Here is a 22,767-nt window from a genome sequence, read left to right as displayed (position 1 = left end):
TACATGGCATAATGCTGACACTGACAATATTCTTTGGATCAATGCCCATCTTCTCCGCATAATAGGTCTTTAATACCGCACCAAACATCTGCTGAGGTGATTTACATGAGGATAAATGATCGGTCATCTCAGGGAAATAATGTTCGCAGTACTTGATCCATCCCGGTGAACAGGATGTGATCATTGGAAGAACACCGCCGTTCTGAACACGATCAAGGAACTCATGTGCCTCTTCCATAATTGTGAGATCCGCACCGAAATCTGTATCAAATACACGGTCAAATCCGATTCTCCGAAGAGCGGCTGCCATCTTGCCTTCCACATCGGTTCCAATCGGATAACCGAATTCTTCACCAAGACCGGCCCTCACAGAAGGAGCTGTCTGAACACAGACAAATTTTTCCGGATCTGCTACCGCATCCAGCACTTCGTCAATATAATCTTTTTCTCTCAAAGCACCTGTAGGACAGACTGCGATACACTGTCCGCAGGATACACAGCTTGTCTCTCCCAGACCCATGTCAAAAGCAGAACCGATGTAGGTCTTAAAACCTCTCTGATTTGCTCCGATGACACCGATTCCCTGAACTTTTTCACAGACTGCCACACAACGACGGCATAAAATACATTTGCTGTTATCACGGATCATATGTGCAGCGGATGTATCTTCTTCACTTACTGTCATCTCACCTGCAAAGCGGTTCTCATCCGTTACTCCGAAATCATGGCATAACTGCTGAAGTTCACAATTTCCGCTTCGCACACAGGAAAGACATTCTTTTCTATGATTGGAAAGCAATAATTCCAATGTTGTCTTGCGGGATTCCCGCACTTTCGGTGTATTTGTCCATACCTCCATGCCTTCATTGATCGGATAAACACAGGCAGTAACTAATGTTCTTGCCCCTTTTACCTCAACAACACACATACGGCAGGCACCGATCTCATTAATATCTTTTAAGTAACATAACGTAGGTATTTCAATATTTGCCAGTCTGGCAGCTTCAAGAATTGTGGAGCCGGCCGGAGCGGTTACATCCATACCATTGATTTTAATTGTAATATCGCCCATTCTCTCTGCCCTCCATTACTCTTTATAGATTGCGCCAAAACGGCATTTTTCCATACAAGCACCACACTTGATACATTTATCCTGACGAATCATATGCGGTTCTTTAACTTTACCTTCAATTGCACCTGCCGGACATGTTCTTGCACATAATGTACAGCCTTTACACTTATCGGCATCAATATGATAAGAGAGCAATGCTTTACAAACACCAGCAGGACATTTTTTATCCACAACATGAGCCACATACTCATCACGGAAATAACGCAGGGTGGATAATACAGGGTTCGGAGCTGTCTGTCCGAGTCCACAAAGAGAATTATCCTTAATATAATATGCAAGTTCTTCCAGTCGATCCAGATCTTCCAGAGTTCCCTGTCCCTTCGTGATCTTATCAAGGATCTCATACATACGTTTTGTTCCGACACGACATGGCGTACACTTACCGCAGGATTCATCCACCGTAAATTCAAGGAAGAATTTAGCGATATCTACCATACAGTTGTCCTCATCCATAACGATAAGACCGCCGGATCCCATCATGGAACCAATCTCAATGAGGTTATCATAGTCGATCGGAATATCAAAATGCTCTGCCGGGATACATCCGCCGGAAGGCCCACCTGTCTGAGCCGCTTTAAACTTCTTGCCATTTGGAATACCGCCGCCGATCTCTTCAACAACCGTACGAAGTGTTGTTCCCATAGGAATCTCCACAAGTCCGGTGTTGTTGATCTTTCCACCGAGAGCAAATACTTTTGTTCCTTTTGACTTTTCAGTACCCATAGATGCAAACCAGTCAGCACCGTTTAAAATGATCTGAGGAATGTTTGCGTAGGTCTCAACGTTATTTAATATTGTAGGACTTTCAAATAAACCTTTTACTGCCGGGAACGGCGGTCTCGGTCTCGGCTCACCGCGATTTCCTTCGATAGAAACCATCAATGCGGTCTCCTCGCCACAGACAAAGGCACCCGCACCCAGACGAAGATCAATATCAAAATCAAAGCCTGTTCCAAAAATATCTTTGCCGAGAAGGCCGTATTCTCTTGCCTGACCAATAGCGATCTCAAGACGCTTTACAGCAATCGGATATTCTGCACGGACATAAATATAACCCTGATTCGCACCGATCGCATAACCTGCAATCGCCATTGCTTCCAATACAACGTGTGGATCGCCTTCAAGAACCGAACGATCCATAAATGCACCCGGGTCACCTTCATCTGCATTACAGCAGACATATTTCTGAACATTGCCTCTGTTGGAAGAAGCAAATTTCCACTTCAAACCTGTCGGGAAGCCGGCACCTCCGCGGCCTCTGAGTCCACTGTCCAGAATAATCTGAATAACCTCATCCGGTGTCATCTCTGTCAATACCCGGCCAAGGGCTTCATATCCGCCTGTACCGATATATTCTTCAATAACTTCCGGATTAATAACACCACAGTTTCTAAGGGCAATACGATGCTGCTTTTTGTAAAAATCCGTTTCAGCAAGAGACTTCACACCGTCATCCGTCAATGTTTCATCATAAACGAGACGTTTAACAACACGTCCCTTTAAAAGATGTTCTTCAACGATCTCCGCAATATCCTCTTCCTTAACCATAGAATAGAATACGGCTTCCGGATATACGACCATAATCGGGCCGAGAGCACATAAACCGTGACATCCTGTCTGAACAACAGCTACCTCTTTTGTGAGCCCCTGTTTGTCAAGTTCTCTGTTTAATTTTTCCAAAATTTTCTGGCTGCCGGAGGAAGTACATCCCGTTCCACCGCATACCAGAACATGCGCACGATACATAGACATTACCTCCTGATTATAAACTTGTTTCGTTCAATGTATATTTTCCAAGTACATGACCGCGTACAAGATGCTGTTCCAGCACTTCTAATGCCTTATCCACATTCATCTTCACATATGTTACCTTTTCTTTACCCGGCTCCAGCACTTCCACGATCGGTTCATACTGACACAATCCGATACATCCTGTCTGTGTCACGATAACATTGGATAAACCTCTCTTCTGAACCTCGTCTGAAAGTACATTCAGGACCGGTCTTGCCCCGCTGGCAATACCGCAGGTCGCCATGCCGACAATAACTCTGATCTGACCGGAATCTTCAGATCGCATGCCGACTTTTCCCTGCATCTTCTCACGAATAGCTCTTAATTCCTCAAGCGATTTCATATAGCTACCTCCTATTATATGATGGCTCCGCCATCCACATCTGCTTTATTCTCCGTTAAATATTCTCTTATATATTCTGCCACTTCCGGTGTATCCAGAGGAATCCCCCCAAGAATCTCCCGCATCTGACGTGTATCCAGAACAAACTCTCTGTCATTGTACCTGTATCTGTAGCAGAAATCTGTATCCGGATGAAAATGAATCAGTGTGTAGATTGTTCCGCTGATATCTCCAAGAGGCATACGATCAATATGATCCAGCACAAACTCAGCCTGCACCAGTGTTCCTTCATTCACCCTGGATGTAATACTGAAATCACCGCCTGTGCCAAGTGCAGCCATCTTAAAAAACGGAATGCCCAAACCGACCTTTCTGGTTGTCCGGGTTGTAAAAAAAGGATCTTCCACTCTGGAAGTCTGCTCAGGGCTCATTCCACAGCCGTCATCCTTAATTACTATAATCATTCTGTTTGTATCCACATCTACTTCAACACTGATCTCCACCAGTGACGCTTCGGCTCGTATCGAATTCTCCGCTACGTCAAGAATATTTAAAGAAATCTCCGTCATCATAATTAATCATATTTAGCCAGAATGGCTTCCACGTCATCTACAGATAAACGTCCATAAACTTCATCATTGACCATCATAACAGGTGCCAGACCGCAAGCCCCAACACAGCGGCAGGCATCCAGTGAAAATTTACCGTCAGGTGTACATTCTCCGCCTACAATTCCCAAAAGTTCCATCAACTTATTATAAATATCTCCGGAACCTTTTACATAGCAGGCTGTTCCAAGACAGACGGAAATCTGATAACGACCTTTTGGATTCAACGCAAACTGGGAATAAAAAGTTGCTATACCATAAATCTTTTCCAGAGGCACTCCAAGTTCATCAGAAATTATGGTCTGAACTTCAATCGGAAGATATCCGTAAATTTCCTGTGCCTTCTGCATAATCGGCATCAGGCATCCTTTTTCTCCCCGAAGCTCATGAATTACTGAAAGCAATGCCTCTTTTTGCTCTGGTGTTCCTGAAAACGGAACACTTGGTTTCTTCATTGCCAAATAAATCACTCCTTACCTAGAATCTGGTACTTTATTATATCACCAATTTTTACAAAGTTCTATAGATTTTATCTTAATTAATGTTCAATTTTACCAGTTTATGATATACTTAGAATATCTATACTTTTCCTTTTAAAGTCAGGAGGATGAATATGACAGTTCAATTCATAAAAGAATTATTGAATGCCCGTGTTCTGGCAGGAAATGAAATACTTGACCGCGAAGTTTATACCGCATGCGGTTCAGATATGATGAGCGACGTTCTCGCGCATGTCGATGATCAGTCTGTTCTCATCACAGGACTCTGCAACCCTCAGGTACTGCGGACAGCAGAGATGATGGACATTGTCTGTGTCATCATGGTCCGTGACAAGTGTCCGGATGACGCTATGATCAAGATGGCAAAAGATCGTAATATCTGTTTGATGACAACTGCACTGCCTATGTTTACAGCCTGCGGACTTCTTTATTCCGCCGGACTTCGTGGAGGTGGATCCCATGGAAAATAGTTTAATGACTTTAACTTATCATGTATCTGACAATGATTTTACACGTGCAGGCGAAGCCAGCAGTGATGTTAAAAATAAATTAAAGAAACTCGGTGTTCCTCCGGATATCGTCCGCAAGGTGGCGATCGCCATGTATGAAGGCGAGATCAATATGGTCATCCATGCCTCCGGAGGCGACATAACTGTTGACATCACACCCGACAAGATCATCATGGAACTTAAAGATGTGGGTCCGGGCATCAAAGACATTGAAAAGGCTATGCAGGCCGGATACTCTACTGCCCCGGATAATGTACGTTCTCTGGGCTTCGGTGCCGGAATGGGACTTCCGAATATGAAAAAATACTCGGATACCATGGAGATACAGACCGTACTCGGACAGGGTACCACTGTAACAATGACTGTTAATATGCCGGAATAATCCGGACATTTATGTAATATCTGTAAAATTGCAGAAAGGATGGTTTGCTTATGAATAATCATAAGTTTTTTCACTCCGTCTATTTAAACGAAGAATTATGCAACGGCTGTATTAACTGTATAAAGCGCTGCCCGACTCAGGCAATACGTGTAAGAAACGGCCGTGCAGTGATCACCAGTCAGTTTTGTATCGATTGCGGTGAATGTATACGGATCTGTGCCCACCACGCAAAACGCAGCCATTTCGATCATCCGGATATTATCAAGAATTATAAATATACGGTTGCTCTGCCTGCACCGTCACTCTACAGCCAGTTCAACAATCTGGACGACATTAATATTGTCCTGACTGCTTTGATCTATATGGGTTTCGATGATGTTTTCGAAGTAGCTTCAGCGGCAGAGATCGTATCTGAAGAATCTGAGAAATATGTCAATGAACATCATGATCAGTGGCCCCTTATCAGCACGGCCTGTCCTTCGGTTGTCCGTCTGATACGTGTAAGATTTCCAAACCTGATCGATCACCTTTTACCGATCAATCCGCCGGTAGAAGTTGCCGCCCGCCTTGCCCGGAAGGAGGCCGTCAAAAAGACAGGACTTCCTGCGGAAGATATCGGTATTGTTTTCATATCCCCGTGTCCTTCCAAGGTGGCTTATGCCAAAGATCCCCTCGGTGTAACAAAAAGTGACATTGACGGTGTACTTGCGATCAAAGATATCTACCCGCTGCTGCTTCCTTTAATGCTTGCCGCAGAAAAATCTCCGATGCAGCTGGCCCGTGCCGGTAAGATCGGTGTCGGATGGGGTATTCACGGCGGAGAGGCTGCCGGTATTTCCACAGATAATTATCTGGCCGCTGACGGCATTGAGAATGTTATCCGTGTATTGGAAGATCTTGAAGATGAGAAATTTTCCGAACTGGCCTTTATTGAATTAAATTCCTGTGACGGCGGCTGCGTCGGCGGTGTACTTACTGTAGAAAATCCTTATGTCGCACAGGCAAAACTGAAAAAACTGAATCATAACCTGCCAAGGATCGTTACCCATACACCTCCGGACATTAGGAATGACGAGCTCTACTGGACAGAAGAAGTTGAATATCTTCCTGTCTACCGGCTCGGAGAATCTATGAAAGAAAGTATTGTCATGATGAACCGGGTAGAAAAATTATGGCAGAAATTTCCGGGCCTCGACTGTGGTTCCTGCGGTGCGCCTACATGTAAAGCCCTGGCAGAAGATATTGTCCGTCGAAAAGCCAATGAAACGGACTGTATTTACATTTTGAAAGATCAGATTCATTCCCTCACAAGAAGTATGAACTCTCTGGTGAACAATGCAGCATCCTATGAGGTCAAAGGAAATGACTATCGCTACATATTTAAACAGTATTTGAAAAAACTGCTTTCCGAAATTTCTCTTCTTGATTCTGCATTGAATCTGAATAAAGATGATAAGGATGATTAATTATGACTGTAAACGACTTAATTCACACAAACCTTTTTGAACTTGTAAATGCAGGTGACGATCTCGACAGAGAGATCACCTGCCCTTTCTGCTGTGATCTTTTAAGTATTGCCATGGGCAAGGCACCGGCCGGCTGTGCCTGGGTTACAGTTATGGCCAATATGAATACTCTGGCTGTCGCTTCCCTGACAGATGCTGCCTGCGTTATTCTTGCAGAAGATGCCAAAGCGGATGAAATAATGATAGCGAAGGCTTCTATGCAGGGCATTACTGTTTTTTGTACAGACATGACGATTTTTGACGCGGCACTTAGTATCCACAGCAGGCTGCTGCCATGATGCAGCTTACTTATGACCTTCACATTCATTCCTGCCTTTCTCCTTGCGGAGATAAGGATATGACACCTGCCAATATTGCCGGCATGGCAGCTGTCAAAGGATTGAATGCGGTCGCACTCACCGATCACAATACAAGTAAAAACTGCAGACCATTTCTTAAGATGGCTGAAGCTTACGGAATTACAGCTATTCCCGGTATGGAACTATGCACAGAAGAGGAAGTCCATGTTGTCTGCCTTTTTCCGGATCTGTATGCTGCTGAGGATTTTGACCGGTATGTGTATGACCGAATGTTAAAAATCCCCAATAAAGAGCATATATTCGGCGAACAGCTGATCATGAATGATGAGGATGAAATTATCGGAAAGGAACCAAATCTTCTTATCTGTAATACATCCATTAATTTTGAAAGCCTCTATGATCTGGTTGAAGAGCGAAAGGGCATCATGATTCCTGCCCATATCGATAAAAATGCCAACAGCCTTTTAGCCAACCTGGGCTTTATTCCTCCGGAAAGCCGTTTTACCTGTGCTGAAATTAAAGATCCTTCCATGACTATGGAACTCAAAAAAAATAATCCTTATCTGGAACACTGCAGGATTATTCACAATTCCGACGCCCATTATCTTGAATACATAAATGAGCCCGACTATACGATTCATGCAAAAAGCTGTTCCGTTCCGGATATACTTCAGGCATTAAAAAAAATTGAAACCTTTATTGACAGATAAATTTATATTTCGTATAATATGTTAGATGTCTAACTATTAGATATCTAACATATTTTTTTGGAGGAATTATCTATGTCCCACCCAACAGATATCGGTTGCCAGCTTCACAACCTGTCCAATATCTTAAAACGCCGTCTGGAACATTCAAAGGCTTTTTCCCAGCTGGATGATACGGTTACACGGAATAACGGATGGATCCTTGCGTTTCTTGCAGACCATAAAAATCAGGATATTTTTCAGAAGGATATCGAAGATGCCTTCTGCATCCGGCGTTCCACAGTTTCTAAGGTTATCCGCCTCATGGAAGAAAAAGGGTTTATTGAACGCCAATCTGTAGACTATGATGCCCGGCTTAAAAAGCTTGTTCTTACACCTGAAGGTGAACACATCCATCATTTAATTGAAGAAGAAGTATGTAAAACAGAAGCCCTTCTTCGTCAAGATATTTCAGAAGAAGAACTCGAAACCTTTTTTCAGGTCATGGAAAAATTCAAAAAAAATATTCAATAATTACACACAAGGAGGTTTCTTATGATTAAACATTTAATGAAAAGCATCCGAGAGTACAAAAAAGATTCCATCCTGTCCCCATTGTTCGTCAGCTGTGAAGTCATTCTGGAAGTCATTATTCCTTTTTTAATGGCTGATCTGATCGACAACGGTATCGATGCGGGAAATATGAATTATATTCTCAGAATCGGAATCACTTTGATTATCTGCGCTCTCGCTTCTCTGGTTTTCGGCTTCCTGTCCGGCCGGAGTGCCGCAATTGCTTCAGCAGGTTTTGCCAAAAATCTCAGAAAGGATATGTACGATCACGTACAGGAATTTTCTTTCTCAAATATTGACAAATTCTCCACAGCAAGTATTGTTACCCGACTGACAACGGATGTGACAAATGTGCAGAACAGTTATCAGATGATCATCCGTGTTGCTGTCCGATCGCCAATCATGATGATCTGTGCCGTCGTCATGGCTTTTAATGTGGCCGGCTCACTCGCATGCATTTTCTTAGCCTGCATTCCAATCCTCGGCATCGGCCTTTATTTCATTATGACACGGACCCATCCGATTTTCGAAAGAGTTTTTAAAACCTATGACCATTTAAATAATATTGTTCAGGAAAACCTGCACGGTATCCGTGTCGTTAAATCCTTTGTACGTGAAGAACACGAGATTGATAAATTTAAACGTATCTCTCAGAGCATATATAAAGATTTTACCCGTGCTGAGAAAAATCTTGCTTACAATATGCCCTTAATGCAGATCTGCGTCTACGGAAGCATGTTATTTATTTCCTGGTTTGGTGCCCGCCTTATTGTCGTTTCCGGAAACAATCCGGATATGGGTCTGAGTACCGGTGAGTTAATGAGCCTCTTTGTTTATCTGATGCAGATTCTTATGAGTCTTATGATGCTTTCTATGGTCTTTGTCATGATCACGATATCCAAAGCCTCTGCCGAGCGTATTGTCGAGCTTTTACAGGAGACATCCGACATTACAACACCTTCAGAGGCATCCGAAACTGTTGCGGACGGCTCGATCGATTTTGATAATGTGTCCTTCAGTTATTCAAAAAATCCGGACAAACTGTGTCTCAAATCAATTGATCTTCACATTACATCCGGTCAGACCATCGGTATTCTCGGGGGAACAGGATCCGGAAAATCCAGTCTCGTTCAGTTAATTCCCCGTCTGTATGATGCCACTTCCGGTACAGTAAAAGTCGGAGGCGTCGACGTCCGAAACTATGACCTTGAGACACTTCGTGATCAGGTTGCCATGGTACTCCAGAAAAATGTTCTCTTTTCCGGAACAATCCGCGAAAATCTGCGCTGGGGTAATCCGGACGCCTCCGATGAAGAACTCATTCACGCCTGCAAACTCGCTCAGGCTGATGATTTTATACGTTCATTTCCAAAGGGTTATGACACCTATATTGAGCAGGGCGGAAATAATGTTTCCGGCGGTCAGAAACAACGTCTCTGTATTGCCCGTGCCCTCCTGAAAAAGCCTAAAATCCTCATTATGGATGATTCCACAAGTGCCGTTGATACCCATACAGATGCACTCATTCAAAATGCTTTCCGGTCAGAAATTCCGGAAACTACAAAAATCATCATTGCACAGCGTATCTCATCAATTGAACATGCCGATCAGATTATCGTCATGGATAACGGTGAGATCAATGCGATCGGCACCCATGAAACACTCCTGAATACGAATAGTATTTATCAGGAAGTTTACGCATCCCAAATGAAAGGAGGAAGTGACAATGAATAAACGTCCGAAAGTCTCATCCAACACAATAAAACGTTTGTTACAGTATATTTTTCATTATAAACTTCGCTTTTTCCTGGTACTCCTGTGTATTGTCATCAGTGCCCTGGCCAGTGTGGCATCCTCTCTGTACATACAGACGCTTATCGATGACTATATCACACCCCTCCTTCTGGAATCCAATCCGGTATTTGATGCACTGCTGAAATCGATAATCATCATGGCATGTATTTATGTTACCGGTATTATATGCACACTGCTTTACAACCGTATTATGGTATCCATAGCCCAGGGTATTCTCAAAGAAATCCGTGATACCATGTTTGCCCACATGCAGACGCTTCCGATCCGGTATTTCGACACCCACACCCACGGTGATATCATGAGCCACTATACAAATGATACGGATACGCTTCGACAGATGATTTCTCAGAGTATTCCTCAGATGTTTTCATCGCTCATTACCGTCGTTTCTGTATTTTGCGCAATGCTGGCTGTTAATGTGTGGCTGACACTTGTTGTTGTCATCTGTATATTTATTATCTTAAATATTACACGTTTTATTGCCGGAAAAAGCAGTATCTATTTTATACGTCAGCAGTCCTCCATCGGTGATCTGAATGGCTATATTGAAGAAATGATCAATGGACAGAAAGTTATCAAGGTTTTCTGTCATGAAGAAAAATCAAAAGAAAACTTCGATGAAAAAAATGATGCCCTCTGCCAGGATGCCACTTCTGCAAATATGTTTGCAAATATTTTAATGCCGATCATGAACAATCTCGGGCATCTCCAGTATGTGCTTGTGGCCATTATCGGCGGAGCACTTGCCCTGAAAGGCATAAGCGGACTGAGCCTTGGGGCCATCGCCTCCTTCCTTCAGCTCACCAAATCGTTTAACGGACCGATCAGCCAGATCTCACAGCAGTTAAATGCAGTTATCATGGCTCTCGCCGGTGCGGAACGTATTTTCAAATTAATGGATGAAATGCCGGAAACTGATGAGGGTGAAGTTACTCTCGTCAATATTACCTATAAAAACGGCACTTTAGAGGAAGTAGACTATAACACAGAATTATGGGCATGGAAAATTCCTCAGCCCGACGGCACTTTTAAATATACAGAACTTCGCGGTGAAGTTCGTTTTTACGATGTTGATTTTGGATACACAGAGGAAAAGATCGTTCTTCACGATATTACCCTGTACGCTGAACCGGGGCAAAAAGTTGCCTTTGTAGGTGCTACCGGCGCCGGAAAAACAACCATCACCAATCTGATCAACCGTTTTTATGACATTGCCGACGGTAAGATCCGATACGACGGTATCAATATCAACACGATCAAAAAGACGGATCTTCGTAAATCCCTTGGTATTGTTCTACAGGATGTCAACCTGTTTACGGGAACCGTCATGGAAAACATTCGTTACGGTAATCTAAATGCTACAGACGAAGAATGTATCGCCGCTGCCAAACTTGCAAATGCAGACGGATTTATCCGACGACTCCCTCAAGGCTATGACACCATGCTTTCCGGCGACGGCTCCGGACTTTCCCAGGGACAGCGACAGTTAATTTCCATCGCAAGAGCTGCTGTTGCCGACCCTCCGGTCATGATTCTTGATGAAGCTACATCATCCATTGATACCCGCACCGAATCTATTGTGCAAAAGGGTATGGACCAGCTGATGCTTGGACGTACGGTTTTTGTCATTGCCCACCGTCTTTCTACGGTTCAAAACTCAGACGTAATCATGGTTCTTGAACAGGGACGCATCATTGAACGTGGACCACACGACGATCTCATTGCTCAAAAAGGAAAATATTATCAGCTCTATACAGGGGCTTTTGAGCTCGAGTAATCAATCTTACAATTTGACTTTTTATACACAAAAAATGGGAAATTTTGCTGTAATAGCATCATTTCCCATTTTTTATCATTTATTCTTCTGTCACTGCCGTCTGCTCTTTCTTTTCTGACCGCCTCAGATCACATGTCACATAATCATAGGGTTCTAAAAAACGACGTTCATATTCTTCTTTTAATTCCTGACGGAATTTTGGATGAGCAATTTTAATCAGTGCCCGTGCCCGCTCTTTCAGTGTCTTGCCTTTTAAAAGAGCAATTCCGTATTCTGTAATAACATACTGAACATCATTACGGGATGTGGTAACCGCAGCCCCCTTGTCCAAAAATGGTACAATACGGCTGACAGTGCCTCCCTTTGCCGTTGAAAGAATTGCAATAATGCTTCGTCCGCCTTTACTCATAGCTGCACCACGGACAAAATCCACCTGACCGCCGACACCGCTGAACTGTCTGAGTCCGATACTCTCGCTGGCTACCTGTCCCATCAGATCCACCTGAATACAACTGTTAATCGAAACCACATTGTCATTTTTCGCAATAATGACCGGATCATTTACATAATCTACCGGGTTCATGGAAATCTCCGGGTTGTCATCGATAAAATCATATAATCTTCGTGTTCCCATAACGAAAGTAATAACACTTCGTCCGGGTTCTACGTGTTTTTTCTTATTGTTAATAATACCTGCCAGCATTAAATCAATAATACCATCCGATGCCATCTCCGTATGAAGTCCTAAATCCTTTTTATCCCAAAGGAAAGGCAGCACAGACTCGGGAATAGAACCGATACCAAGCTGAAGGCAGTCCCCGTCTTTAATCAACGTGGAACAATATTTTCCAATCTTCTGTTCAAGAATGCTCACTTTTGCCGGCTGCTGTTCCAGGATCGGTTCGGAATGCTCCACGATAAAATCAATATCACGCACATGGATCAGATTACCGCCAAATGTTCTCGGCATAAACTCATTCACCTGGGCTATAACAATTTTGGCACAATCCGCCACCGGTTTCGTATAGTCACTGGAAGTTCCAAAAGAGCAAAAACCATGTTTATCCGGACTGCTTACCATGACCAGAGCCACATCTACAGGCAGCTCTGTACGGAACAGTTTTGGAATTTCATGGAAAAATCCCGGACTGTAATTCGCATATCCCTGAGCCACAGCGTCCCTTGTTCCTGCCCCGAGAAAGAATCCGTTAAAGACGAAATGACCTTTCATCTCCGGACGGGTATATTTACCTTCACCCAGAGATACAAGATGACAGATCTCCACATTCTCGTACATCTCATAATTCTCCACCAGTGTGTCAATTAAATATGTAGGCTCTCCTGCAGCATGTCCGGTAACTACCCTGTCACCGCTCTTAATATAACCAATGGCTTCTTTGGCGGTAACAACTTTTGAATCATAAATTTCCTTCCAATACTGTATATTCATATTTCTTCCCCCCTGTTATCTCCTGTTTTTATTATATTTCACCCCAAAAATAAACACAAGTAAAAACTTTCATCCTGCCATCATAAAAGCTTTTCCCCGTAAGCTTCCAGCTCCCGAATATAAATTTCACCCATCGGACTGATGCGTGCTCCCTTGCGTTTAATATATCCAATACGCATTTTCTCTGACTCTACCAACGGAATCGCCCGATAATCCGGCCCGTTTAATTCCTCACAGATAATGCCGGAACAGAGCGTATAGGCATTCAAACCAACCATAAGATTCAGCAATGTCGCCCGATCATCCGCATGTATGATTCGTTTATAATCATAGGTACTTTTCATCTCCTCCGCAAAATAAGCAGCCCCGTTTTTTCCCTGATCAAAAGCCAGACAGGGATATTCTTCCAGCTCTTTCATAGAAATCTGCTTCTGATCTGACAAAGGATGACCACTCCACAAATATACATAAGTCTCACATTGAAAAAGCTCTGTAAATTCCAATCCATTTTCTTTAAACATCTTCTGCATGATCAGTGCATTATAATCATTCAAGTAGAGAACACCAAGTTCACTCTTAAAATACCGGACATTCTCAATAACATCCCAGGTCCGTGTTTCATGAATCGCAAAATCATACTCCTCCATTCCTACCTTTTTGACCATCTCTACAAAGGCTTTGACTGCAAAAGTATAATGCTGCATGGACACACTGAATTTTTTCTTTGCTTTTTTCTCAATATATCGTTTTTCAAGAAGCTGATATTGCTCGAAAATCTGACGGGCATAACCCAGAAACTCCTCCCCCTCTGGCGTTATGACAATTCCTCTGTTAGAACGCACAAATATGCTGATTCCAATCTCCTTTTCCAGCTCTTTGACCGCGGCTGACAAACTTGGCTGGGAAATAAACATTTTTTTTGCTGCCTCATTCATAGAACCACTGTCCGCAATCGTAATTATCTGCTGCAGCTGCTGTAATGTCATCCAATTCACCACCTTTTGTCTTATTGTATCACATTACGCCCTTCTCCGAAAGAAAAAAGGCTTCTGCCACATATAACTTATGACAAAAGCCTTCATAAAATCTCTTATTTTGAAAAATATTTCTTCGTTTCTCTAACAACCACACCATTCAGAACGATCAAAGCAATCAAGTTCGGAAGTGCCATCAGTGCATTGAAAATATCTGCAATATTCCATACAGCCTCAACAGTCATATATGGTCCGATAAATACTGCAAGAATATAAAGCCATCGATATCCTGTGACAACATTTTTATTTCGATTAAACAGATATTCCACGCAGCGTTCTCCGTAATAGTCCCATCCGAGAATCGTGGTAAATGCAAAGAAGGTCAAACAAAGCATTAATACAAATGCAGATATTTCTCCAGGGAAAGGCAGGCCGGCACGAAAAGCCGCACTGGTAATCTCTACACCTTGAAGTCCTTCAATCTGCCATGCACCTGTGAGCACGATTGAAATTCCCGTCATACTGCAGATAACAACTGTATCAATAAATGTTCCGGTCATAGATACAAGTCCCTGACGCACAGGTTCTTTTGTCTGAGCCGCTGCTGCCGCGATCGGTGCACTACCTAAGCCGGCTTCATTTGAAAAAATACCTCTTGCAATACCTTTCTGCATCGCAACGATCATGGTTCCCATAACACCGCCTGCCAGAGCACTGCCTGTAAATGCAGATTTTACAATGAGCGAAATTGCCATCGGTATTTTTGTTACATTAAAAATAAGAATCAATAAAGCAAACGCAACGTAAAGAATTGCCATAAAAGGAACAACAATTTCAGAAACCTTTGCAATACGTTTAATTCCGCCAAGAACCACAAGACCGACAACCACTGTCAGAATAAGACAGGTGATCACCGTAATCCATGAATACGTATTACCAAAAAGATTGACTGTCATCTGCATCTGCGGATCAAAAAAGTTTTTTGTTGCCGATGCAATACCATTCACCTGAGTAAACGTACCAATACCTAAAAGTCCGACACAGGCTCCAAAAAAAGCAAATATTTTCGCAAGCCATCTGAAATTCTTGCCCATACCATTCTCAATATAATAGAAAGGTCCGCCAAGAACATGCCCTTCTGCATCAATTGTACGATACTTAATTGCGAGAAGTCCTTCTGCATATTTAGTAGCCATACCAAACAATGCTGCAACTACCATCCAGAATAAAGCACCCGGTCCGCCGGCAGCAATCGCTGTCGCAACACCGACAATATTACCGGTTCCGATCGTCGCAGACAGAGCTGTGCATAAAGCCCCGAAACTGCTGACCTCACCGTCACCGCCATCTTCATTCTGCACCATAAATTTCAAAGCCTTGCCCAGATGTCTGATCTGAAGCAGGCCCAGCCGAATTGTCAGGAAAATACCTGTTGCCATAATCATAATAATTAACGGCAGTCCCCAAACGGCATCATCAATCCACTTAATAAGCTCATTGATTTCTTGTAACATATTTCTTTCCTCCATCCTTTTGCCTGAGAGAATTGCAGTATACCAAACTGCTTACACCTTCGGCGCTCAAATTACATATGAGTCTCTCCTGAGTCAGCATATTAGCTGTTTACTAGGATATCACAAAGAAATCCGCCTTTCAAGTTTAATAATAAACACAATTATACATTTTTAAGGCTCTGTTCCAGATCTTCGATAATATCTTCCACATTTTCAAGACCTACAGAAAGACGAATCAAGCCAGGATTTACCCCTGCTGCTATAAGCTGCTCATCTGTAAGCTGACGATGTGTTGCACTGGCCGGATGAAGAACACAGGTACGAATATCTGCCACATGCACTTCATTGGAAGCCAGCTTTAAGCCGTCCATAAAACGGACCGCCGCAGCCTTGCCGCCTTTGATTGTAATTGAAATAACTCCGCATGTACCCTTTGGAAGGTATTTCTTTGCCAGCTCATGATATTTATCTCCCGGAAGTGCTGCATAACTCACAGACTCAATCTTATCCGATGCCTGAAGAAATTTCGCAACCTTAAGTGCATTTTCACAGTAACGTTCCATACGAATCGGAAGCGTTTCCAGGCCGAGATTCAGCAAAAATGCGGAATGAGCTGCCGGATATGCTCCAAAATCTCTCATCAGCTGCATACGTGCTTTAATAATATAAGCCATGTTTCCAAATTCTTTTGTATAGATCACACCATGATAAGACTCATCCGGTTCTGTAAATTCAGGGAATTTCCCATTCGCCCAGTTAAATTTTCCACTGTCAACAATAACACCGCCAATCTGAAGGGCATGGCCATCCATATACTTAGAAGTTGAATGAACGACGATATCTGCGCCAAACTCTATTGGTTTGCATAAGATTGGTGTTGCGAATGTATTGTCAATGATCAACGGAACATCGTTCTTATGCGCAATACGTGCAAATTTTTCAATATCGAGTACAGCCAGTGCCGGATTTGCCAGTGTTTCTCCAAATACACAGCGTGTATTCGGTTTGAAAGCTTTCTGGATCGTCTCCTCATCAGCTTCCGCATCTACAAAAATACATTCAATTCCAAGTTTTTTCAGTGTAACCGCAAACAGATTCACCGTACCGCCATAAATTGTGGATGTACTGATAAAGCTGTCTCCCGCGTTACAAAGATTAAGAATAGAAAAAAGTGAAGCAGCCTGTCCGGAAGAAGTACACATAGCACCTACGCCGCCTTCCAGGTCTGCAATTTTCTTTTCAACTGCATCCACTGTCGGATTTGCAAACCGTGAATACATATACTCTGTCGGCATATCAAACAGCTGCCCGATATGTTCTGTTGAATCAAATACATAGGTTGTACTCTGAACGATCGGCATAACCCGCGGCTCGCCATTTTTTGGTGTGTAACCTGAATGTAAACATTTTGTCTCGTCTCTCATGACTTCATTCCTCCGTTTTGTGCAAGTTTTTCTTTAAGTTTAGGATCAAATGTTTCCTGTCGGAACATTTCGATTTCTCTTTTATAAGGTGCCCATGATTTCTTTGGATTCAGAGCATCTGCCACATAAGGCGTTTCAAGAATCTTTGGAACGGACTCAAAATCTTTATGATGAACAATCGTGTTAAGCGCATCAAAACCGATACATCCAAATCCAATATTCTCATGACGGTCTTTTCCTGCCCCCGGCATGTTCTTACTATCATTGATATGAAAGACCCGGATCTGGTCCTTCCCCAGAATCCGGTCAAATTTTTCCATAACGCCGTCAAAATCATGGATAATGTCATAACCGGCGTCACTTGTATGACATGTATCAAAACACACGCCAAGTTTATCGTTAAAATCTACCCGGTCATAAATGGCCGCCAATTCTTCAAAAGAACGTCCGATCTCGCTGCCTTTTCCTGCCATTGTCTCCAATGCAACACAAATCTTCGTGTCCCGTGTCAGCACTTCATTCAATGCTTTTGCAATCTGGGTAATCCCCGCCTCGGCTCCGGCACCGACATGGGCACCGGGATGCACGATCAACACACGGCTTCCCATAGCTTCAGCTCTCTCCATCTCAAGTTTCATAAAATCTACAGCCAGTTCAAAGGTTTCTTTCTTCACTGTATTCGCCATATTGATAATATAAGGCGCGTGGATCACAATCTCTTCAATCCCATGGGAATGCATATAATCCCAGCCTTCATCAATACGAAGCTCTTCGATCGCTTTACGTTTTGTATTCTGCGGTGCCCCTGTATATACCATAAAGGTATTGGCACCATAGGAAGCAGCCTCTTTTGCCGACCCTAAAAACATCTCTTTTCCGCTCATCCCTACATGGGATCCAATCTTTAACATGTGTTCTCCTTATCGTGCCCTTCGATAGGACACCCCATTCTCAAGTTCAATATTTTTCGCTCTAAACAGCTGATCTATTGTTAAAAAAGTATAACCCATCCGCTTTAATTCGTCAATAATACCTGCCGCTCCTTCCAGGCCGTTTTCTGAAATATCATGCATTAAAATAATATCGCCGTCTTTTACATTTTCCGAAGTCTCCTGAATCATCTGAGATGCGGTTTTTCCGGTCCAGTCCAAAGTATCAACCGACCATAAAATCAAAGGTCTGTCAATCCATTCCTCAAAAACTGCATTCATTCTCCCATAGGGCGGGCGGACTGTAAGCGGATCTGTGTTTCCTGTGATTGTCTGGATAACGGCCTCAGTCTTTTCAATCTCTTCTCTTTGTTCCTCTTCAGATAAGCAATACAGATCGACATGATGGTAGGTATGTATGCCAATCTGATGGCCCTCTTCATACAAACGTTTGACCAGGTTTGAATTGTCTTCCACCTGTGCGCCTATCATGAAAAAGGTTGCATGCACATTTTTTTCCTTAAGCATATCAAGGATCACATCGGTTTTACCTTCTTTAGGTCCGTCATCAAATGTCAGAGCGACAAGCCGTTCACTGTTTTCATAAACATCATAGGTCGATCCTTCCTCCTGATCGGATGCATTTTTTGCAGCTGATACAGTCAAAGAAATAAAAATCATGCAAAGAGCTGCAATAATTATTCCGCTTCCCTTCATTCAGTTTCTCCTGGAGCTTTTTCAAAATATTATATGCATCATCTCTTCATTTTATCTTCTGCTTTTTGAATCATGTCAAGTATATCCCTGAGTTCACCTGTACTCATTCTTGTATAAGCTGAAAGTTCCTGAACCGATGGTTCCTGTCCGTTTGCTTCCATTAAATATTTTCTTGCTTCATTGACCAGTGTTGCCTTTCCCACCATGGCATTTTCCACATCATCTTCACCGCTCAATTCCTGAACGTAAGCCTTCATAGAAGTCTCTACCGCTTCACACAATACTTTATCCACGTCCATTCTATGTCCGCATCCGCAAATCTCTTCTATTTTCATAATCAAACCGACATTCCCTTCCTGGATCAGATCTGAAAAATCCGCTTCATCAATGTCCAGTTTTTTTGCCATCTTTAAAATTCTTCCCATCCAGCTGTCTGCAATCTTCTCAATACAGCCCCTGTCACCATCCAGAAGGTCTTCATACAGATCTTCAAGTTCTTCACCCTCGTAGACGTTGAGTCCCTGAAGCTCTTCCATATACATCCGTAATACCTGAGACTCCGGAAATCTTTCATCCTCTTCCTCACTCTGAACAAACACTTCTGCCTTCTCTTCTTCAGCTGCCTCATCCTGAGGCTTCATAAGATATTCAAAAATCATATTTTTCTGATTTTCATTTAAATCCATAGAATCAAAATAACTTAAAATTTGTTCTCTGGATAAAGTTTCTTCCGAAGTCTTCATAATTTCTGTGACTTCCCTGATCGTTTCCATAAATGTATTCTGATCCAGCATATTCTTCCGCCTTTCTTCTCACTTCTTATATCTTCAAAAACCCCTGTAAGCCGAAGCCCACAGGGGTTTATCCACACTGTCTGTTTTATTCTACCACTACCTCGGACTCTTCCGCAAGTGGTTCTGTTGCCGAGTTTTCTGTTTCAATCATCGTTTCCGTCTCGCTTGTCTCTAAAACTGTCTCTTGTTCTGAAGCGGTTTCGCTTTCCATACCGGTTTCTTTTTCCGTTTCTATCTGAGTTTCAGTACCGGATCCGGATTCAATCTCATGATCCAGACGATTAATATGGAATACATACTTCTGTGTATTTCCCGCCGGTGCTGTAACTAAAATCTCAAAATGATTTTCTCCCGGATAGAGGGTTAAATCTGCCGGTGCCGAAACAACACTGCTGCTCTCCATCGGTACAACGGAACAAATAAACATATCCATGCTCTGTCCTACTTCCAGAGAATATTCATATACATCCGGATTAAATCTTTTGTCCATATCTGAAACGCCTGCAATAAGCATCTCCTTAATACGGGCATCTTCAGATACAGATGTGTTCACAAGAACTTCCAAAGAGGCTGTATTCTCCTCCACATTGATCATATCCAGAGATTCATACTGCTCAATATACGCATTATACAGCCGTATATCTGTTGCTCCGATCTCCAGTGCTTTAAATGTCAGCTCATATGTCCTCTCTGTCTCTCCGTAAGGCAGTATTTCAATGATCTGAATCTGCCCATTTGCTCCTGTAGCCAAATCTGTAGATGTGCTGACAAGTTCTACTTTTTCCGGATTATATGTCAGATCTGCTTTAACATAACTCATGGACTCACCACTGCTGGCTTTTACAAGAACCTTAAATTCATTGTTCTTTTCCACCGTCGGAGATTCCACAGACACGGTCATCTGTGCCCCGGATGCATTGGTGCCTACTCCACTGAATATTATACCGCCGACCACTGCACTTACTGCCACAACAACGGCTCCGATAATTGATAGGATTTTCTTATTCATGGTTTTCTCCTTTCCTGTTAACGATGGATAGTAAATGTGTATGTTGTCTTATTGCCGTTTCCAGCCTGACAAACAACTGTAATCACATTCTTACCAGGATTCAATGTATATGTTCCCTCACCTGAGATAATAGTTGCATACTGACTTACAGGTGTTGCAGAAATCGTGATTGTAGAATCCGAAGCAACTGCCGTATAATTGAGCTGGTTATAAGTAAATGTCTGGTTCAGGCTGCTGATGCCGCGAATTGTAATATCCTTAACGTAACTGTTTGGATTACCGGTAGCCGGCGGTATAGCTGCTGCTGTTTCCGGCATATTATCATAAACAGGAATAATAAATGTAATGTCACTGTCGAGAATACCAATTTCCTTATATGTGCTGTAACTGTTCGTTGCCTCTGCACATGGTGCCTGAATATTTCCCATATACTGGTGATCAAAGTATGGTGAATTCACCACATTAAATTTCTGGAAATATGGTGTATTCTGTCCTGCATTAATATAAGATTCCGCTATAAATTCCGCACCGCCTACGATAGCCAGCCATGGGGTTGTCCACGGTCTGCGCCATGAACCTGTCTGGGACGCATAATTAATGCCGTTGGTTACCGCATTACCACTCGCTGATGCATTGGCACCTATATTATAGAAGTTATATACACCGGCTGAACCATCCACAGCCGCACTGCCTCCGCCGACTTCCTGTCTGGATCTGGAGGCCAGGAAATAAGGACTTGCCCCGGAAATCTGTCCGGCTTCCATAAATGTATCTACATATGTATACGAAACACCTTCATGATAATAGCTATTGCCATCTTCCATAAATGTTCCATCCAGAATATCTACAACCCCGTCTCTCTTCTGAGTTCCGTCATAAGCCTGGGTTTCAAACATGAAAATCTGCTGATCATCCAGGAAATTTCTTGGATCCATATAATACGCGATCAATTCTCTGGATGCACCTTTCCATGAATCACCGTCCTTACTTATATAAGTATCAGTTGCCCAGTCATAGTCTCCCGGTGCTGTGGACAACCATGAAAATGGTGTTGTTTCTGTCACAAGCACAAGTGAACGATTACCGCTGTTCTCCTGATCTACTGCATATTCAAAATCAATTCCTGTATACTGGGCCTGGAATTTCCATTCTGGATGCTGTTCATGAAGACGTCTGAGTGAATTCTTATAACTTTCAGGGAAAGCTGAGATCTGTTCTTCAAAATCCGCATCCAACTCACCGTCGTATGGTTCATCATTACTTCCAACAATCTTCACATATTCACTGCTCATATATCCGGTCTTTAATATACCGTTCATGACACATGAAACTTTATACCAGTCACCTTCCACACCTAAAATATTGACCTGGGTTCCAAGGTGGACCATTCCGATGATACTATGTTCTGTTCCCGGTCCTGTACGGAAATTTAATCCATCTGCCGTTGTGATACCAGTTTTTCCTACAACATCATTCGGATCGGAAGGTGTTGCCGGATTATCATCTCCATTATTCTGGCTGTCATTAACAATAGTAATATAATCTGCTGAAACATAACCTTCTTTTGTAACACCGTTTATAATACATGTGATCTTATACCAGCCATTTTCCTCACCGATGATCGTCACAGATGCATTATAATTCAGCTGACCGATAACCGAGTGCTGCGTTCCGGCACCGGAACGGACATTCAATACATCTGCATTGACAACGCCATTCTTCTTTTCGTATGTATTGTTATTGTTATTATTATTGTCATTATTGTTGTTATTATTATCACCGGAATTCGAATCACTTACTTTTGTAATATATTCGGCATAAACATAACCAACCTGTGTTGTACCGTTAATCGAACAACGTACTTTATACCAGGAACCTGTCTGTGCCAGAATTTCCACGGATTCATTCTGACGGATCGTTCCGATAACAGAATCGTTTGTACTTGCTCCTGAACGGACATTCAATACATCCACATTAACAACACCGGAAGCAATTGCTGTCTCGTTATTGTTGTT

The 22,767-nt window shown here is 42.7% G+C and carries 22 protein-coding genes and 1 riboswitch; of the genes, 8 read left to right on the top strand and 14 right to left on the bottom strand.

Features of this window, described 5'->3' with window-relative positions:
• The 5 genes from QZZ35_RS03235 to QZZ35_RS03215 form a co-directional block, all read right to left on the bottom strand.
• A partial coding sequence (locus QZZ35_RS03235; RefSeq protein ID WP_291236137.1) for a [Fe-Fe] hydrogenase large subunit C-terminal domain-containing protein occupies nucleotides 1–1,072 on the bottom strand: 1,072 nt, incomplete at its 3' end.
• A 15-nt stretch (nucleotides 1,073–1,087) separates the two neighbouring features.
• Complete coding sequence (nuoF, locus tag QZZ35_RS03230; protein ID WP_291236136.1) at nucleotides 1,088–2,878, bottom strand: NADH-quinone oxidoreductase subunit NuoF; 1,791 nt, start codon at nucleotides 2,876–2,878, stop codon at nucleotides 1,088–1,090.
• A gap of 16 nt (nucleotides 2,879–2,894) precedes the next feature.
• Nucleotides 2,895–3,266 (bottom strand): (2Fe-2S) ferredoxin domain-containing protein, encoded by a 372-nt coding sequence (locus tag QZZ35_RS03225; protein ID WP_291236135.1) that lies wholly within the window; start codon nucleotides 3,264–3,266, stop codon nucleotides 2,895–2,897.
• A gap of 14 nt (nucleotides 3,267–3,280) precedes the next feature.
• Complete coding sequence (locus tag QZZ35_RS03220) at nucleotides 3,281–3,838, bottom strand: ATP-binding protein (RefSeq protein WP_291236134.1); 558 nt, start codon at nucleotides 3,836–3,838, stop codon at nucleotides 3,281–3,283.
• Nucleotides 3,839–3,840: 2 nt separating this feature from the next.
• Nucleotides 3,841–4,335: an NADH-quinone oxidoreductase subunit NuoE family protein gene (locus QZZ35_RS03215; protein ID WP_291235371.1), complete on the bottom strand. Its 495-nt coding sequence runs from the start codon at nucleotides 4,333–4,335 to the stop codon at nucleotides 3,841–3,843.
• A gap of 152 nt (nucleotides 4,336–4,487) precedes the next feature.
• Here QZZ35_RS03215 and QZZ35_RS03210 point away from each other — a divergent pair, with 152 nt between their 5' ends.
• The 8 genes from QZZ35_RS03210 to QZZ35_RS03175 all read left to right on the top strand — a co-directional run bounded on the left by QZZ35_RS03210 (nucleotide 4,488) and on the right by QZZ35_RS03175 (nucleotide 11,941).
• The gene (locus QZZ35_RS03210) at nucleotides 4,488–4,844 is read left to right on the top strand and encodes a DRTGG domain-containing protein (RefSeq protein WP_291236133.1); all 357 of its coding nucleotides are present in this window, start codon (nucleotides 4,488–4,490) and stop codon (nucleotides 4,842–4,844) included.
• Nucleotides 4,834–5,265, top strand: coding sequence for an ATP-binding protein (locus QZZ35_RS03205; protein WP_291236132.1), 432 nt, complete (start codon nucleotides 4,834–4,836; stop codon nucleotides 5,263–5,265). Before QZZ35_RS03210 ends, QZZ35_RS03205 begins: the two co-directional genes overlap by 11 nt.
• A 50-nt stretch (nucleotides 5,266–5,315) precedes the next feature.
• Nucleotides 5,316–6,731, top strand: coding sequence for a [Fe-Fe] hydrogenase large subunit C-terminal domain-containing protein (locus QZZ35_RS03200; protein ID WP_291236131.1), 1,416 nt, complete (start codon nucleotides 5,316–5,318; stop codon nucleotides 6,729–6,731).
• Between the two features lie 2 nt (nucleotides 6,732–6,733).
• Complete coding sequence (locus QZZ35_RS03195; protein WP_291236130.1) at nucleotides 6,734–7,069, top strand: hypothetical protein; 336 nt, start codon at nucleotides 6,734–6,736, stop codon at nucleotides 7,067–7,069.
• Entirely contained in the window at nucleotides 7,066–7,800 is a 735-nt protein-coding gene (locus tag QZZ35_RS03190; protein ID WP_291236129.1) for a PHP domain-containing protein, read from the top strand. Before QZZ35_RS03195 ends, QZZ35_RS03190 begins: the two co-directional genes overlap by 4 nt.
• A 72-nt stretch (nucleotides 7,801–7,872) precedes the next feature.
• Nucleotides 7,873–8,310, top strand: a complete 438-nt coding sequence (locus QZZ35_RS03185; RefSeq protein WP_291236128.1) for a MarR family winged helix-turn-helix transcriptional regulator — start codon at nucleotides 7,873–7,875, stop codon at nucleotides 8,308–8,310.
• 21 nt (nucleotides 8,311–8,331) lie between these two features.
• Nucleotides 8,332–10,083: an ABC transporter ATP-binding protein gene (locus QZZ35_RS03180; protein ID WP_291236127.1), complete on the top strand. Its 1,752-nt coding sequence runs from the start codon at nucleotides 8,332–8,334 to the stop codon at nucleotides 10,081–10,083.
• Entirely contained in the window at nucleotides 10,076–11,941 is a 1,866-nt protein-coding gene (locus QZZ35_RS03175; protein ID WP_291236126.1) for an ABC transporter ATP-binding protein, read from the top strand. Before QZZ35_RS03180 ends, QZZ35_RS03175 begins: the two co-directional genes overlap by 8 nt.
• Nucleotides 11,942–12,020: 79 nt before the next feature.
• On the opposite strand, the gene QZZ35_RS03170 is transcribed toward QZZ35_RS03175, so the two are convergent.
• The 9 genes from QZZ35_RS03170 to QZZ35_RS03130 form a co-directional block, all read right to left on the bottom strand.
• Entirely contained in the window at nucleotides 12,021–13,391 is a 1,371-nt protein-coding gene (locus tag QZZ35_RS03170) for an acetyl-CoA hydrolase/transferase family protein (RefSeq protein ID WP_291236125.1), read from the bottom strand.
• A gap of 80 nt (nucleotides 13,392–13,471) precedes the next feature.
• Nucleotides 13,472–14,377, bottom strand: coding sequence for a LysR family transcriptional regulator (locus tag QZZ35_RS03165; RefSeq protein WP_291236124.1), 906 nt, complete (start codon nucleotides 14,375–14,377; stop codon nucleotides 13,472–13,474).
• A gap of 104 nt (nucleotides 14,378–14,481) precedes the next feature.
• Entirely contained in the window at nucleotides 14,482–15,879 is a 1,398-nt protein-coding gene (locus QZZ35_RS03160) for an alanine/glycine:cation symporter family protein (RefSeq protein WP_291236123.1), read from the bottom strand.
• 1 nt (nucleotide 15,880) lies between these two features.
• A riboswitch (glycine riboswitch) is annotated at nucleotides 15,881–15,980 on the bottom strand.
• A 60-nt stretch (nucleotides 15,981–16,040) separates the two neighbouring features.
• Nucleotides 16,041–17,303 carry an O-acetylhomoserine aminocarboxypropyltransferase/cysteine synthase family protein gene (locus QZZ35_RS03155; RefSeq protein WP_291233915.1) on the bottom strand — a complete coding sequence of 421 codons (1,263 nt, stop codon included), beginning with the start codon at nucleotides 17,301–17,303 and terminating at the stop codon, nucleotides 16,041–16,043.
• Nucleotides 17,300–18,214 (bottom strand): deoxyribonuclease IV, encoded by a 915-nt coding sequence (locus QZZ35_RS03150; protein WP_291236122.1) that lies wholly within the window; start codon nucleotides 18,212–18,214, stop codon nucleotides 17,300–17,302. Before QZZ35_RS03150 ends, QZZ35_RS03155 begins: the two co-directional genes overlap by 4 nt.
• Before the next feature lie 9 nt (nucleotides 18,215–18,223).
• Entirely contained in the window at nucleotides 18,224–18,949 is a 726-nt protein-coding gene (locus QZZ35_RS03145) for a polysaccharide deacetylase family protein (RefSeq protein WP_291236121.1), read from the bottom strand.
• 38 nt (nucleotides 18,950–18,987) lie between these two features.
• Nucleotides 18,988–19,743, bottom strand: coding sequence for a hypothetical protein (locus QZZ35_RS03140; protein WP_291236120.1), 756 nt, complete (start codon nucleotides 19,741–19,743; stop codon nucleotides 18,988–18,990).
• Between the two features lie 85 nt (nucleotides 19,744–19,828).
• Complete coding sequence (locus QZZ35_RS03135; protein ID WP_291236119.1) at nucleotides 19,829–20,752, bottom strand: cadherin-like beta sandwich domain-containing protein; 924 nt, start codon at nucleotides 20,750–20,752, stop codon at nucleotides 19,829–19,831.
• A 17-nt stretch (nucleotides 20,753–20,769) separates the two neighbouring features.
• Nucleotides 20,770–22,767: SH3 domain-containing protein (locus QZZ35_RS03130; RefSeq protein WP_291236118.1), on the bottom strand; the 1,998-nt coding region annotated here is incomplete at its 5' end.

The sequence above is a fragment of the Frisingicoccus sp. genome, assembly GCA_016298055.1.
Classification (GTDB): domain Bacteria; phylum Bacillota; class Clostridia; order Lachnospirales; family Lachnospiraceae; genus Frisingicoccus.
The sequence above is the reverse complement of the archived record's forward strand: the minus strand, read 5'-3'. Positions and strand labels throughout refer to the sequence as shown.